The following is a 15,693-nucleotide window of genomic DNA, read 5'->3' as shown; positions in this document are numbered from 1 at the left end:
TCTATATAAATGTATTATACTATTAACTGTAGCCTTTATATTAAATGGGCTACCCCAATAGAATTATTTCCATTATAAAGGAGAGTCAAAAATGATATTTTCTAGTGAGACACCAATTGATGCTATAGAGGAAGATTTGAGATATGTTAAGTTGTTGGCTAGCAAGTATCCCACAATTCCAGATGCTTGTACCGAAATAATAAATCTACAAGCTATCTTAAACCTACCTAAAGGAACTGAGCATTTTCTTACAGATATTCATGGCGAATATGAATCCTTCAACCATGTTCTTAGGAATGCCTCTGGCGTAATCAAAAGAAAGATTAATGATATTTTTGGTAATTCACTGAGAGATAGTGAAAAAAAAGAACTAGCAACCCTTATATATTACCCTGAACAAAAGTTAGACCTAGCGCTTAAAGAAGAGGATGATATAGACGATTGGTACAAAATCACTCTTCATAAACTTATTAAAATTTGTAGAACCATCTCCTCAAAATATACTAGATCTAAAGTCAGGAAAGCACTGCCTGTAGATTTTTCGTACATTATTGAAGAATTACTTCACGAACAACAAAGCACTTTTAATAAACAGGAGTATTACAATGGAATTATTCAAACCATAATTAAAATTGGGAGAGCTAAAGAATTTATAATTGCTATTTCAAACCTAATTCAAAGGCTTACTGTAGATAGGCTTCATATTTTAGGCGATATTTATGATAGAGGACCTGGAGCTCATATAATCTTAGATACCCTTATGCGTTACCACTCTATTGATATACAATGGGGTAACCACGATATACTTTGGATGGGAGCAGCCTCCGGCTCTGAAAGTTGTATTGCTACTGTTCTTCGTATTTCAACGAGGTATGCAAATTTAGATACTATAGAAGAAGGTTACGGCATTAACTTATTGCCCCTGGCAACCTTCGCTCTACATTTTTATAAGGATGACCCATGTAAATCCTTTAAGCCTAAAGTTCTTTCTGAAGATAATTATGGAGAAAAAGACCTTAACCTAATGTCTCAAATGCATAAAGCCATTTCTATAATTCAATTTAAGCTTGAAGGTGCGATAATAAAAAGGCGTCCTAATTATGAAATGCAGGACAGGCTACTTCTTGATGAGATAGATTATGAAAAGGGTATCATTAAAATTGAGGGAAAAGAATATACGCTAAACGATACTAATTTCCCAACTATAGATCCAAGTAACCCTTATAAATTATCTGAAGAGGAAAGGGAACTTATTGACAAACTTAAATCCTCTTTCTCAAATAGTGAAAAGCTCCAAAAGCATATACGTTTCTTATATTCTAAAGGTAGTATGTACTTAAGATATAACTCCAATTTGCTTTATCATGGATGCGTTGCACTGACTGATGATGGTAGTTTTAAGAAAATGAAAATAGATAACATCACTTATAGTGGAAAATCCTATATAGATAGAACTGAACGTGTCGCAAGAGAAGCCTATTTTGGGAAAGCAAATTCAGAATCTAAGCTTTATGCTTTGGACACCATATGGTATTTGTGGTGTGGTTGTAATTCGCCTTTATTTGGAAAGGATAGAATGACTACCTTTGAGCGATATTTTATAAATGACAAAAGCGCTCATACAGAAGTTAAAAATCCATACTATAAATATAGGGATGATGAAACAATATGCAATAATATATTGGCTGAATTTGAGTTAAACCCCCATGATTCACATATTATAAATGGTCATGTTCCTGTAAGAACTATACAAGGAGAGAGTCCTATAAAAGCTAATGGTAAACTTTTAGTTATTGATGGTGGTTTTTCTAAGGCTTACCAACCAGAAACAGGCATCGCAGGCTATACACTTATTTATAATTCCTATGGATTGCTTTTAGCATCCCATGCACCTTTTGAATCTACGCAAAAGGCTATCGATGAAGGTAAGGATATTCTTTCTTCTACTATAGTTCTAGAAAAATCTACGTATCGTATACGTGTAATAGATACGGATGTAGGTCTCGACATTCAGGATCAAATTAAAGATTTAGAGTCGCTTCTTACAGCATACAGAAAAGGACTTATTAAAGAACAACGAGTAAACTTATAAAAAGAGTTTTATAAAACTTAGAATTTAAAGCCACCTGATGCTCAATGAGCCAAGTGGCTTTACCCTTGTTAATTATCACTTTTAGGGCTGCAATATAATATGAGTTATAAGTAACTTAATTTAAATAGCTAATATTTCTACTTTCCGTCATGCACATTTAATAATTCTTGCAATTTTTGAGCTTGCATTGCAGATTGTTCTGCAAATTCCCTAAATGTATTACTTACTGTTTCTTCCGATACTTCTCTTGCAAATGATTGATAATCTCTAGTATTTTCTTGTGCATCTAATAATTTTTTCATAATAGTGTCTCTGGTGTTCATTTCCATTTTCATCACTCCTTCACTGCTATTTTCCCACAAAAGATATTTTTTATGTGTTTTAAATTTAAAAATTTGTTAATAAATAAAAGAAGCAGAGAATCGTATGATTCCCTGCTTCTTTTATTTATCCTATACATTAAATCATCTCCTGTGGAGCCGCGAATTGATGTCGTTAAATTTACTCAGAAAGTGTTAAATTTACTTTTATCGTCTTTCCTTCTCTAACCAATTCTATTTTAATTATGTCACCTGCTTTATGTGTACCTTTAATCTTATTTATTTCTTCCACAGTTTTAATCTTTTTACCATCAAATTTAATAATTGTGTCCTCTACTCGCATTCCAGATTTCTCTGCGGCACTAAACTCTTTAATTTGTGCAATGTATACTCCCACTGGAATATTGTATTCCTTTGAAATATCTTCAGTGATGTCTCTGCAAGAAATTCCTATGTTAAGAACCGGTTTAAGCAAACTCTCAATTTTAGGATTTATTGTATTAATCGGTATTGAAAACCCCAATCCTTCTACTCCTTCTTGACCTATTTTAGCAGTATTTATCCCTATAACTTGTCCCTTAGAATTCACAAGCGGGCCACCACTATTACCTGGATTAATTGCTGCATCCGTTTGAATAAACTTTAAATCTTTATTTTCAATACTTATTTGCCTATTAACTGCACTAACAACTCCTTTAGTAACAGACCCCAGTAATTCTTTCCCTAAAGGGTTACCTATTGCTACCACAGATTCCCCTACCTGAAGCGTATCTGAATCTCCAAATTCAGCCACACCTGGAACATTAGTATTATCAGCTAATTTAATTACAGCTACATCAGCTGTAGCATCATAGTTGATTATTTTTGCAGAAACTTCCTTTCCATCACTAAGCATAACTTTAATATTCTGAGCCCCGCTTACGACATGATAGTTAGTTAAAATATATCCGTCTTTACTAAATATTATTCCAGTTCCAACACCTTCTTGCTGTTGATCTTGCCTCCTAACATCCTTACTTACACTAGATGTATTTGTAGAAATTGCAACTACAGCGGGCCCTACCTTTTTTACAATTTCAGGTGTAGTTAACTCCTCTGTACTATTAGCAGTAGTAAGCTTTACATTTGAATTACTAGACGCCGGTGTATTAGTTGCAGGTGTACCAGTCGTTCTTGTGTCCTTAATCATATTCATTGTTACAACAGCAGAACCTACACCTCCAAGCGCAGAACATACTATACCTACTATTATGTAAGATAATATTCTCTTACCCATCCCACATTTATTTTTTTTCACCTTTTTATTGTTTACTTCCGTATAATTAATATTTTCTAGCTTAAGATTAGTGTTTTCACTTTCTTTTTCGTTATACCCATCATTATCTGCATTTACCGTAAGTTTTTCGTTAACCCCTTCACTATGGATTATGTTTTCGTTCGTTTCATTGTTATTTGTATCGTCGCTCATATTATTTTCCTCCTCATTTACCCCGGTGTATAGATATTAGTCATTAACTATTATTCCCTCAAACATTATAATAAAATTTGATTTATATATACTTTTTTTTATTTTATCTTTAATTACATTCTAAGACCTTTATGTTACAATTTAGTGACAAACTTGTTAACAAACTTTTAATTAATATTATTTGTTTAACGACATTTCATCATCGCTTGAGATGATGAAATAATAAAGAAAACCATTATATAAAAATATAATGGTTTTCTTTATTGTAAAGATTCACCGTATTATTTACCAGCATATAACTCAACTATTTTAAGTATCACTTCAACAGCTTTTTCCATAGCAAATGTTGGAATGAATTCATATTTACCATGGAAATTATGTCCACCTGCGAATATATTGGGCGTTGGAAGTCCCATAAAGGAAAGCCTTGCACCATCCGTACCGCCTCTAATAGGTTGCGTTATAGGATTTATCCCTACTTCTTTCATAGCCAAGAATGCTGTATCTACAATATGTTTAACCGGCTCTATCTTTTCTTTCATATTAAAATATTGGTCCTTAACATCTATTTCAACTGTACCATTACCATATTTTTTATTTAGTTTATATGCTACATCCTTGATAAATACCTTCCTATTTTCAAATCTTTCACTATTAAAATCCCTTATAATATATTGAAGTTTTGATTCCTCAACTTCACCATTAAGACTAATCAAATGATAGAATCCTTCATAACCTTCTGTATTTGAGGGTGTCTCATTTTGTGGCATTGAATTTACAAATTCGTTTGCTATAAGTGTAGAGTGAATCATCTTTCCTTTCGCCGAACCCGGGTGAACATTTCTTCCATGAATACAAATTTTTGCTCCTGCGGCGTTGAAATTTTCATATTCTAGTTCTCCGATAGTTCCTCCATCCATAGTGTATGCAAAATCTGCATCAAATTTTTTCACGTCAAAAATATCTGCACCACGGCCTATTTCTTCGTCTGGTGTAAATCCAATACGAATAGTACCATGTGGGATATGGGGGTTTTCTATTAAGTATTCTACAGCAGACATTATTTCTGAAATTCCTGCTTTATCATCAGCCCCCAGTAACGTAGTTCCATCGGTGGTTATAAGGGTTTTCCCTACGTAATTCTTTAGTTCCGGAAAATCTTTTGGAGACAGTACTATATTATTTTCTTTATTTAATATTATGTCTTCGCCATCATAGTTGTACACAAATTTAGGGTTAACATTTTTTCCTGATATATCTGGAGCGGTATCCATATGTGCTATAAATCCTATAGTTGGTATGTTTTTTTGTACATTTGCGGGGACAGTCGCCATTATATATCCATTATCATCTACACTTGCCTGTTTTAGCCCCATTGCCTTTAATTCCTTAACTAATTCTGTCGCAAGTCTCATTTGGCCAGTTGTGCTTGGAACCGTAGTTGATTCCTCATCAGATTTAGTATCGTAACTAACATACTTTAAAAATTTTTCTACAACTTTTGACATATGCTCATCTCCTTATCATTCATAAACTAATTCACTAGATATATACCATTATATTACAATTAGCTCGAATTTTAAACACTTTTTATAAGCATATTTAAATAAAATAACTGTTAATAGTTTATTTTTCATTACTAAGTTTTATATCAGAACTCCATAAATGAAATATGTACAAAATTTATTATTTTTTTTTCAAAAAGTTATCAATTAATTTTTCCGCCATTCTCTTTTGCATATTAGCTTTATTAATAAGTAGTAATATCATTAATATTAATTCTATTAACTCCCCATCTTTTTTTCCCATTTCTTTAATTCTCTCTTTTATAAATTCGGTATCTTTATCTATATCTTCTGCAAACTCTTGATTTTGAACTTCTTTAATTGCTAAAAAATTATTATATAAATCTTTTAATGGAATACTCATACTTTGAGGAGCTTTTATATCAATAATAGGATCAAATATTGTATTAATATCATTAATTGATATAGTCTGCTTCAAATTATAGATAAGTGTCAGCAGAATCATATGTTCATTAGTATATTTTTTATTTTTTGCTGGCATCAAAACCTTACCTTTAGTATAATTATTAATCATAGTTTTTGTAAGAATTTTATCTTCTTCATTTCTTCTAAGACTTCCAAGCTTTTCATTAAAAAAAGTTGTAACCTGATCCATATATAAATCTACGCATGGTATTTCCATTAAATTGATATCTTTTGTTCCTATAATCTCTTCAACTAATTCATTTAGACTTTCCTTGTTATAATCCATTTATTCCACCTCGCCTTCATTATATAGCATAGATTACTCATAATCCACAATTATGAATAATCTACAATTATAAGCACTCTAACTTATGACTTTTGTTTGATGGTGTTTGTAATAATTAAATCATCATCTTAGATGTTACAATATTAACTATAAATTTAATATTATTACTATTGATTTTTATCACTTTATAATGTAGTATTAATACATAGCTAATATAGTTTCAAAAACTATATATCGACTTACTATAACTGAAACCTATATTTAACTAGTAAATGTTACAAAAAGTTTATCCTTATTTTTTAAAATCATTAGATTTAAATAATAAATTTTAATTTTAAAGGAGTGAGTGATTTGTTATCAAAATTTAGAGAACCTGTAAGCAGCCTTACACACTTAGCTGGCGCTTTTTTATCCCTAATAGGTTTAATTCTTCTAATTAAATATTCCTTAATCATTTCAAATATGTATAACACTATTATACTTGCAGTATTTGGGGTAAGTTCAATACTCCTTTATTGTGCGAGTTCAACATATCACCAGTCCTTATCTTCACAAAAGGTTATAAAAATACTTAGAAGAGTAGATCATTCTATGATATATGTTCTAATAGCAGGGACATATACTCCTATATGCTTAATCGCTTTAAAAGGCACCATTGGAACCCTCCTTTTTTTTGGTATTTGGATTTTAGCTCTTATAGGAATTGTTTTGAAGATAGTTTGGTTTGATGCCCCTAGATCGCTATACACTGGATTCTATATTTTAATGGGTTGGATTTCTGTCATTGCTATTGTCCCTATTATAAAGGCTATATCCTTAGGTGGATTTATCTGGCTACTAGCCGGTGGGCTCTTTTATACTGTAGGAGCTGTTATATACGCTACTAAACGTCCCAAAATAAACCTAAAGCTTTTTGGATTTCACGAGATATTTCATATTTTTATTATGCTTGGAAGCCTTTGTCATTTTATACTTATGTTTAAGTACATAATGTACATTAACTAAATTTAATATAGTAAAAATTTTAAAAATATAATTCCATTAGTATATTCAAAAAATAAAAGCTCTTTAATATTTTCAAAATATAAAGGGCTTTTATTTTTCGATTTTCAGCTAGCTAAAGTTTGCTACCTATTTTCCTTTTCCATTTAGAAATTCACAATAAGGAGCTATTGGACACACCTCGCAATTAGGTTTCCTAGCTTTACATATTTTTCTGCCATGCCATATAATGTAATGATGAGCATCACTCCACATTTTTTTAGGAATATTTTTCATAAGCTTCTGCTCTACCTCGTAAACGTTCTTTCCTGGGGCAAGCCCTATTCTGTTTGATACTCTAAAAACGTGAGTATCTACAGCAATTGCCGGAATACCAAATGCATTAGATAAAACCACATTAGCAGTTTTTCTCCCAACTCCTGGAAGATCTATTAATTCTTCCATCGTGCTTGGCACTTCTCCATTATATTTTTCTAATATTAATTTTGTAGCTCCCAAAATATTTTTACTCTTATTATTATAAAATCCACAGCTTTTAATTTTTTCACCTAGTTCTAAGTCTGATAAAGCGATCATGGATTCTGGTGTATTATATTTCTTATACAACTTCTTTGTAACAATATTTACTCGATCATCTGTGCACTGTGCTGATAGTATGGTTGATACTAAAAGTTCATAATGCGTTGTAAAATCCAAGCCACACTTTGTCCCCGCATACGTTTCGTTAAGAATTTCAAGCACTGCTTTTATTGTTTTTTTATTCATATACGTCACCTACTTTACATTACTCAGCGCCGATTCCTTTAGCTCTTAATTTTTCGAGCATATCAATAGTCATTTTAGGCAAATTATATTCAGCAGTAAATCCCCATTCATTTTTAGCGCAGGTTGAATCCATTGAATTTGGCCATGAATTAGCTATTCCTTGTCTTACTGGATCTACATTATAATCCATAATAAACCCTGGAATATGTTTTTTAATTTCATTAGCTATTTCTTCTGGTTCAAAACTCATAGCTGCAATATTAAATGCATTTCTGTGTATTAATTTTGATTCATCAGCTTCCATTAACTTAATTATTGCATTTATTGCATCTGGCATATACATCATATCCATTTTTGTCCCGCTTCCAATGAATGAAGTGTATTTACCTGACCTTAATGCTTCATAATATATATCAACAGCATAATCTGTTGTCCCTCCACCTGGAAGAACTTCATAAGAAATTAAACCTGGGAAACGTACTCCTCTTGTATCAACCCCAAATTTCTTATAGTAATAATCACATAATAATTCTCCTGAAACTTTATTTACACCATACATAGTTGTTGGTCTTTGGATTGTATCCTGAGGAGTATTATCTTTAGGTGTAGATGGTCCAAACGCCCCTATAGAGCTAGGTGTAAAGAACTTGCATTTAAGTTCTCTAGCAACCTCTAAAGCATTTACAAGTCCACCCATATTTATATTCCAAGCGAGTAGTGGTTTTGCTTCAGCTGTTGCTGATAATAAGGCTGCTAAATGAATTAATGAATCTATTTCATATTTTTTGCAAAGCTCAAGCATAGCTTTATGGTCAGTTACATCCAGTATTTCAAAAGGTCCTGAAGTAACTACTTGACTATCCTCAGATTTCCTTAAATCTGTAGCTATTACATTATTACTGCCATAAATTTCTCTCATTTTCATTACGAGTTCAGAACCTATTTGTCCTAATGCCCCTGTTACTAATATTTTTTTCATTTTACACCCTTCCTCTCTACATTAAATAAATATTCCTAATATTTAATATTAATTTAGGTATAACACCTAGTAATTATGTGTTATACCTAAATTAAATCAGCTCCTGCGGAGCTGCATATTCCTTATTTTATTATGTTCATTTCTCTGCCAACTTTTGCATAAGTAGCTAAAGCTTCATCTAACATTTCTTTTGTATGAGCTGCCGTGGGCATATTTCTTACTCTCCCAGTTCCCTTTCTAACAGTTGGAAATACTATCGATTTTGCGTAAACGCCTTCGGAAAATAGTTTCTTACTAAATTCTTGAGTTTTAACTTCGTCTCCTATTATACATGGAGTAATAGGAGTTTCACTATTTCCAATATTAAAGCCAAGTTCTTTTAAACCATTCTTTAAATAATTTGCATTTTCCCAAAGCCTATCATGTAACTCAGTGCTTTCTGTAAGAATATTAATAGCTTCAATAGCCGCACCTGCAGCTCCTGGAGTTAGTGATGTTGAGAATAGGAATGGTCTAGCACGAACCATGAGCCAATCAATTAGATTCTGCGATCCAGCTACATATCCACCTACAACTCCAATAGCCTTTGATAAAGTCCCAATTTGGAAATCTATTTTATCTGACAATCCAAAGTGATGTACGGTGCCTGTCCCTTTTCCAAGGACTCCTGAACCGTGAGCATCATCAACATATGTTATTAAGTCAAACTCTTCTGCTATCTTGACAATTTCCGGAAGTTTCGCAATGTCCCCATCCATAGAGAATACGCCATCGGTAATAACCATTATTTTTTCATATAAACCCGATTCTACTGCCTCTTTTGCCTTATTTCTTAAATCTACCATATCAGAGTGTTCTACTCTTATGATTTTCGCACCAGATAATCTACATCCATCTATTATTGATGCATGATTCAATGAATCTGAAAGAATTGCATCTTTTTTATTCATTACTGCTGAAATTGCGCCCATATTACAATTAAACCCTGACTGAAAAGCAATAGCTGCTTCTGTATGTTTAAATTTAGCAAGTTTTTGCTCTAATTCGATATGAATTTCTAAAGTACCATTTATTGTTCTAACAGCACCTGCTCCCGCACCATATTTTTTAGTTGCTTCAATAGTAGCCTCAATCATTCTAGGATTAGTAGCAAGACCTAAATAATTATTTGAAGATAAGTTAATTAATTTTTTATCTCCAATTGTAATAACAGGCCCATTTGAACTCTTTAGGGTATTTATCACATTATATAAACCTTTACTTTTCAAATCTTCTAAATTTTCTTTTAAAAATTTCCCAAGTACTTTACTTCCCATGTAACATACCTCCAGCTTTTTATTTTTGAAATTCTCATTATAATCCATGAGAATTTCATATTTAATCATAACTCTATTATATATCATTTAATAGTAAAATGCCTTTAATTTATAAAATTTATTCCAATTTAATGTAAAAAATGTTTTTTATATACTTTTCGATCAAATAAAATCCATCATAAAGTTTTTTTCTTCATTTTTTTATACTAATGAAACTTTTCTTTCATTTACAATCGGAATATACTCCCCTATACTGCTCTGGTAGCATCACAGCTATACTTGACATTATTTCATGCATAACCCTATCATAATACTCGTTTTTATCCTCATCTTGGTTTTTACTTGGGAGTAAAACAGGCCCACCAATATTAATGTTTACATCTGCATAATTAAATCTTTCTGACGCCATGTCATTGTCATTAATTGATAGTAACTTTTCCGTTCCCCAAATACCTATTGGAACAATTGTTGCCTTTGATAATTTAGCCATTAATATAAGACCCTTCTTACCCTCTATCATTTTTCCATTTCTACTTCTAGTACCCTCTGGAAAAATCATAATGTTATTGCCTTGTTTTAGCGTACTAACAATTTTAGATATAGCTTCCTTATCTGCTGAATTAGGTTTTAACTTTATTGTCTTAGCAACGTGAAAACCTAATTTTGTAAGCTTATTATCTGTTAGCTTTACGCCGGCAACAAAAGTTACATTGTGGTCCTTTAATAACTTATTCATAACTATACCATCTGCATTGCTTAAATGATTGCATATGAAAATTATAGGAGATTTTATATCATTAATTTTCTCTATTCCGTGAGTTTTAATGTTTGCGTATTTATTAATATATGAATCAATTAGTTTATTTGCTATAAAGGATACAACTTTATCTGGCAAAATGTCTATTATTCTTAACACCGCTTTAGAAACCATCACAATTCCACCTTTCATAATAAATAATTATAACATTATTATAATTTTAAAAGCTTTAAAAGTCTATAATAATAATCTCTTATATAAGGCGATGTATCCTTCTCTATAGTTATAATTTTACATTTTTCTGTAATAACCTCATTAATCATTGCATTCCTCTTAAGTATATTTTTACCTCTCCATCCACAAGAAGTTATTTTGTACTTATCTTTAAATAACTGATTATCAATATTCATTAATGCTTGCACGTCGATTCTCTTCATATGTTCATAAGGTTTAAATTCTTCAATAGAGCTAAATTCAATTTCTTTATTAAAGTGACATACTCTCTGACAGGTATCACAACCAAATAGTCTACCATTTAATTTTCCGAACCAAGAATCCTCTATATCTTTTTTCTGTGTTATGTAGGATAGACATATATTTGCATCATTATTTATTCCTACTCTCCCTTTGACTATAGAATTTGTAGGACAGGCTGCTAAACACATCTCACAATCACCACATTTTTGCTTAAGTGGCTTGTCTGGCTCTATTACTAAATCTGTTATTATTTCTCCTAAAAAAACATATGAGCCGTACTTTTCAGTTATCAAAGTATTGTTTTTTCCTATGAATCCCACTCCACTACTGCACGCAATGTATCTTTCCGGAAGCGCATTGCTATCCACAAAGCACATAGCTTTTGCACCCATGCCTTCAATGAATTTGCAAATTTTTTCCATATACTCAGTTGTAACAACATGATAATCTCTACCCATGGTATATTTTGAAAAATGCGTTCTCTGATTAAAATCTAAATCATATAGATATGGAAACGCAATAGAAATTATAGTTTTCCCACTGGGCATATATATAAATGGATTTATTCTATTATCTACAATTTGCTCCTCAAACTCATTTTCTAGCCCTAGTTCTTTTCTTTTCTCAAAATAAGGACTTAGCTCATAGAAAATTCTACATTTGCTAAATCCTATTACATCTAAGCCATTTTTTTTACAAAACTTTATTATTTCTTCTTTAATATCCATATTGTCTTTCCCTTTTATATTACCATATCGTTGTACATTCTTTTAGTTTCACCTGCATAATCCTTAATTTCTATTATAGTTGAATTCTTTACAAAAATTATTCTAGCAGGAATACCTACAGCAGTGGCCTTAGCTAATACATCTTTTAAAACTACAGCATTGGCACCAATCTTACTACCAGTTCCTATTTTAATTGGTCCCAAAATCTTTGCACCAGCACCCACCACCACATCACTGCCTAAAGTAGGATGCCTTTTTCCTGTATCCTTACCTGTTCCACCTAGTGTAACTCCTTGATACAAGGTCACATTGTCCCCAATTTCTGTAGTTTCTCCAATTACTACTCCCGTCCCATGATCTATAAATAATCCTTTTCCTATTTTAGCCCCTGGATGAATTTCTATTCCAGTAAAAAACCTAGCTAATTGAGATATAGATCTAGATATAAAATAGATTTTATGATTATATAATAAATGAGCTATTCTATATATTATTATAGCATGGATAGACGGATATAATAATATTACTTCTACCCAATTCTTAGCTGCTGGATCCTTTTCTAATACATTATTAATTTCGTATCCTAGCAATTTAAACATTTTAAACATATGATAATTCCCTCCTATAGAATTATATTTTGTGAATATCGAAATTCATATTCTTAGATATAAATTTCCATATATGTTAACCCACAGACTACTTATCTATAGAGTAGAAATAAATATTTTCACCTTGTTAAATCATCTCCTGCGGAGCTGCACCATCTTAGTAGAAGATAAATTAACGACTTCAAAAGGAGATTTATGCCCCCACTGAAGTTTTCTATTTGTTAGGGTAGTAACTCCCACTTATAGAAGTGGGAGACTTTCCTTTTGAAATGTCGTTAAAAATTTAATCATAGATTCCCATTGAAATATATTTTTCTCCTCCGTCAGGTGCAACAGTTACAATCTTTCTACCCTTGCCTACTTTACTCGCAATTTTCATAGCTGCTGCGATATTAGCCCCTGCTGAAATCCCTACTAATATGCCTTCTTCTTTAGCTATTCTTTTTGCTATTTCAAAAGCCTCTTCATCAGAAATTTTTATTATTTCATCAACTACACTACTATCATAGATATCTGGCACAAAACCTGCTCCTATTCCTTGTATTTTATGAGGTCCAGGTTCCCCTCCTGATAATACGGGAGAGTTTTCTGGTTCAACCGCAACTACTTTAATTCCAAGTTTAGCTTCTTTTAATCTTCTTCCTATCCCAGCAATTGTTCCTCCAGTTCCTACTCCAGCTACAAAAATATCTACGTCCTCTACATCTCTAATAATTTCTTCTGCAGTAGTATCATAATGTTTTTCTGGATTTGCTAAATTAATAAATTGTTGTGGCATAAAAAAGCTAGAATTCCCCTCCGCTATTTCTTTTGCCTTATTTATAGCACCCTTCATCCCTTTTATCCCATCTGTAAGTACAAGTTGTGCTCCATAAGACTTAATCAAATTGCGTCTTTCAACACTCATGCTATCTGGCATAACAATAATTACTTCATACCCTTTAATTCTTCCAATCATAGCCAAAGCTATTCCCATATTTCCACTGGTTGGTTCAACTATAGTAAATCCTTCTTTTAATATTCCTAGTTTTTCAGCTTTCTCTATCATTCCAAGGGCAGCTCTATCTTTTATACTTCCAGCTGGATTGTATTTTTCTAATTTCACAAAAATATCAGCCATATCACCCTCAACTAATTTATTTAATTTTAGAACCGGTGTTGCTCCTATCATATCTAAAACATTGTTATACATCATAATAATATCCCTCCAATTTTAAAATAAGTAATCTACCTTCAAAAGCTATCTATATTCCTGCATCCTTAGTATTTTAAATAAAAATTATCACGTATATAATTATATTTTTAATATTTCAAAAGTTTTTGGGTACAAAAAAAACTCCCTCTAATTTAGAGACGAAGTTTTACTTCGTGGTCCACTCTAAGTTATAACCACTAAATTGATTATAAAGCCACTTTTTCAAGCACAGCGCTATGCTCTATCACTATAACGGGTGAATCCCGATGCAGCCTACCAAAGACACATTCATGTGACTTTTTCGGTGCATAACTCCAAAGGGCACTTCATATAAGTCGACCATAAGAATCCTCTCAGCTTTAGACTCTCTCTCTGTAAATTCTTCTTATATTACTTTCCTTCTTCTAAGTATTTCCTAGTATTTCAGTATGAATTACTTTTCTTTATTATATTCTTAACATCAAAATATGTCAATACTATTTTTTTGTTTTTATGTCATTGTAGATTGCAATATAAAATGTCCGAAATTTTGAAGAAAAATATAATGTTAAGTTGTAATGGTTTTCTGTTCCATCATATTGGCAGATAAACCGTTGAAAATCCTTCTTGGATAATTGTTGATCCAGTGCTGTATTTGCATAATTTGTTTTTTAGAGAATGCTGAAATATCCACACCTTTTGGGATAAATCGTCGTATCATTTTATTGATATTTTCGTTTGTGCCTCGCTCCCATGAACTATATGGGTGAGCATAATACACTTTAGTTCTCTTTCGTTTATTTCTTACTGAGTTCTCAATACCCTCGAAATCAAGGTTCTCACAGCCGTTATCACAGGTGATTGTTTTAAATGTTTTTGAGAATAACATTCCCATTTTACGCTCCAATTTGTCCAATTCTTTCACGACAGCCGCCTGTGATTTAGATGGTATTTTAAAGACTAACTCCTTACGAGTTACTCTTTCACTTAACACCATTAAGACAGTTTTTGTACCCTGTTTGCCAACTACAGTGTCCATTTCCCAATGGCCTATCTCATCACGTGCAGCTACCGCTGCAGGTCTCTCCGATATGCTAGTTCCTTTGGTATTGTTATACGCTGATCTTATTTTTTTATAGTTTCTCTTTTTAGCATTCTTTTTAACAGGCAGATCTTTGTTACTTATATTTAAAAACAAATTATTATCCAAATAGTTATACACAGTTTTGAAGCAAATAGTTGTTTCAAATTGTAGATCTTTATTTGTGATATTTTGAATAGCTGCATACGGAGATTCGCCATCTATACCAATAGCTTTTTCTAAGTACCTCACCAATTTGTGATCTTTTCCTATTTTTAATGCAGGACCTTTAGCGGCACCTTGTTTGTCATGCTCTGACTGCCCAATTTCTGCGCTATATTCCATTCGAGTGGTTAAGTCACTATTCAATAGTTCTACAATTCCTTTAGCAATTTCACGCCTTATTGTACGTTCTGAACGCCCACCTATTTGCTCCGCAATACGAGTTGAATTAAGTCCCATTTTGTGTAAAGCTTCTAACTTTATGCGTTCCTCGTATGTTATGTGTTTACCTTTTCTGCTCTGTGTGATAAAATCTAATTGACTCATTTGAAATCCTCCCGTATATGTTGGTTTAGTCACTTAACATTATACAAGAGTATTTCTCTTGAGTCTTTATTTTTTGTTACTCTTCGGTCATTTCATTATA

The 15,693-nt window shown here is 32.0% G+C and carries 14 protein-coding genes; 2 read left to right on the top strand and 12 right to left on the bottom strand.

Annotation, left to right across the window (positions count from 1 at the left end; translation table 11 throughout):
* Nucleotides 1-91: 91 nt before the first annotated feature.
* A complete protein-coding gene (locus tag ACWJKS_RS01175; RefSeq protein ID WP_216304582.1) occupies nt 92-2,092 on the top strand; it encodes a fructose-1,6-bisphosphatase in 2,001 nt (666 codons plus the stop codon).
* Between the two features lie 137 nt (nt 2,093-2,229).
* Here the strand turns inward: ACWJKS_RS01175 and ACWJKS_RS01170 are convergent, their stop codons facing one another.
* The 4 genes from ACWJKS_RS01170 to ACWJKS_RS01155 form a co-directional block, all read right to left on the bottom strand.
* Nucleotides 2,230-2,421, bottom strand: a complete 192-nt coding sequence (locus ACWJKS_RS01170) for a hypothetical protein (protein ID WP_165413630.1) — start codon at nt 2,419-2,421, stop codon at nt 2,230-2,232.
* A gap of 172 nt (nt 2,422-2,593) precedes the next feature.
* Nucleotides 2,594-3,880 (bottom strand): S1C family serine protease, encoded by a 1,287-nt coding sequence (locus ACWJKS_RS01165; protein ID WP_216304583.1) that lies wholly within the window; start codon nt 3,878-3,880, stop codon nt 2,594-2,596.
* A gap of 281 nt (nt 3,881-4,161) precedes the next feature.
* Complete coding sequence (pepT, locus tag ACWJKS_RS01160; protein WP_216303948.1) at nt 4,162-5,388, bottom strand: peptidase T; 1,227 nt, start codon at nt 5,386-5,388, stop codon at nt 4,162-4,164.
* Between the two features lie 178 nt (nt 5,389-5,566).
* Nucleotides 5,567-6,157 (bottom strand): DUF1836 domain-containing protein, encoded by a 591-nt coding sequence (locus ACWJKS_RS01155; RefSeq protein WP_165413627.1) that lies wholly within the window; start codon nt 6,155-6,157, stop codon nt 5,567-5,569.
* A 351-nt stretch (nt 6,158-6,508) separates the two neighbouring features.
* Between ACWJKS_RS01155 and trhA the strand changes: the two genes are divergently transcribed.
* Nucleotides 6,509-7,162 carry a PAQR family membrane homeostasis protein TrhA gene (gene trhA / locus ACWJKS_RS01150; RefSeq protein ID WP_216303949.1) on the top strand — a complete coding sequence of 218 codons (654 nt, stop codon included), beginning with the start codon at nt 6,509-6,511 and terminating at the stop codon, nt 7,160-7,162.
* A gap of 126 nt (nt 7,163-7,288) precedes the next feature.
* Here the strand turns inward: trhA and nth are convergent, their stop codons facing one another.
* The 8 genes from nth to ACWJKS_RS01110 form a co-directional block, all read right to left on the bottom strand.
* Entirely contained in the window at nt 7,289-7,924 is a 636-nt protein-coding gene (gene nth, locus ACWJKS_RS01145) for an endonuclease III (RefSeq protein WP_216303950.1), read from the bottom strand.
* 19 nt (nt 7,925-7,943) lie between these two features.
* The gene (locus ACWJKS_RS01140; RefSeq protein WP_462960269.1) at nt 7,944-8,903 is read right to left on the bottom strand and encodes an L-threonine 3-dehydrogenase; all 960 of its coding nucleotides are present in this window, start codon (nt 8,901-8,903) and stop codon (nt 7,944-7,946) included.
* A 122-nt stretch (nt 8,904-9,025) separates the two neighbouring features.
* Nucleotides 9,026-10,219: a glycine C-acetyltransferase gene (locus tag ACWJKS_RS01135; protein ID WP_165413623.1), complete on the bottom strand. Its 1,194-nt coding sequence runs from the start codon at nt 10,217-10,219 to the stop codon at nt 9,026-9,028.
* Nucleotides 10,220-10,442: 223 nt separating this feature from the next.
* Nucleotides 10,443-11,150, bottom strand: a complete 708-nt coding sequence (locus ACWJKS_RS01130) for a lysophospholipid acyltransferase family protein (protein WP_165413622.1) — start codon at nt 11,148-11,150, stop codon at nt 10,443-10,445.
* A 38-nt stretch (nt 11,151-11,188) separates the two neighbouring features.
* Nucleotides 11,189-12,181 carry a tRNA epoxyqueuosine(34) reductase QueG gene (gene queG / locus ACWJKS_RS01125; RefSeq protein ID WP_216303952.1) on the bottom strand — a complete coding sequence of 331 codons (993 nt, stop codon included), beginning with the start codon at nt 12,179-12,181 and terminating at the stop codon, nt 11,189-11,191.
* Nucleotides 12,182-12,195: 14 nt separating this feature from the next.
* On the bottom strand, nt 12,196-12,789 hold the full coding sequence (epsC, locus tag ACWJKS_RS01120; RefSeq protein ID WP_187351438.1) for a serine O-acetyltransferase EpsC: 594 nt from the start codon (nt 12,787-12,789) through the stop codon (nt 12,196-12,198).
* A 283-nt stretch (nt 12,790-13,072) separates the two neighbouring features.
* Nucleotides 13,073-13,984 carry a cysteine synthase A gene (gene cysK / locus ACWJKS_RS01115; RefSeq protein WP_216303953.1) on the bottom strand — a complete coding sequence of 304 codons (912 nt, stop codon included), beginning with the start codon at nt 13,982-13,984 and terminating at the stop codon, nt 13,073-13,075.
* A gap of 547 nt (nt 13,985-14,531) precedes the next feature.
* Entirely contained in the window at nt 14,532-15,593 is a 1,062-nt protein-coding gene (locus tag ACWJKS_RS01110; RefSeq protein WP_462959495.1) for an IS30 family transposase, read from the bottom strand.
* Nucleotides 15,594-15,693 lie beyond the last annotated feature (100 nt).

Source organism: Clostridium sp. CM038 (assembly GCF_055081105.1).
Note: the sequence above shows the minus strand (reverse complement) of the source record. Positions and strands in the feature narration are given on the sequence as shown.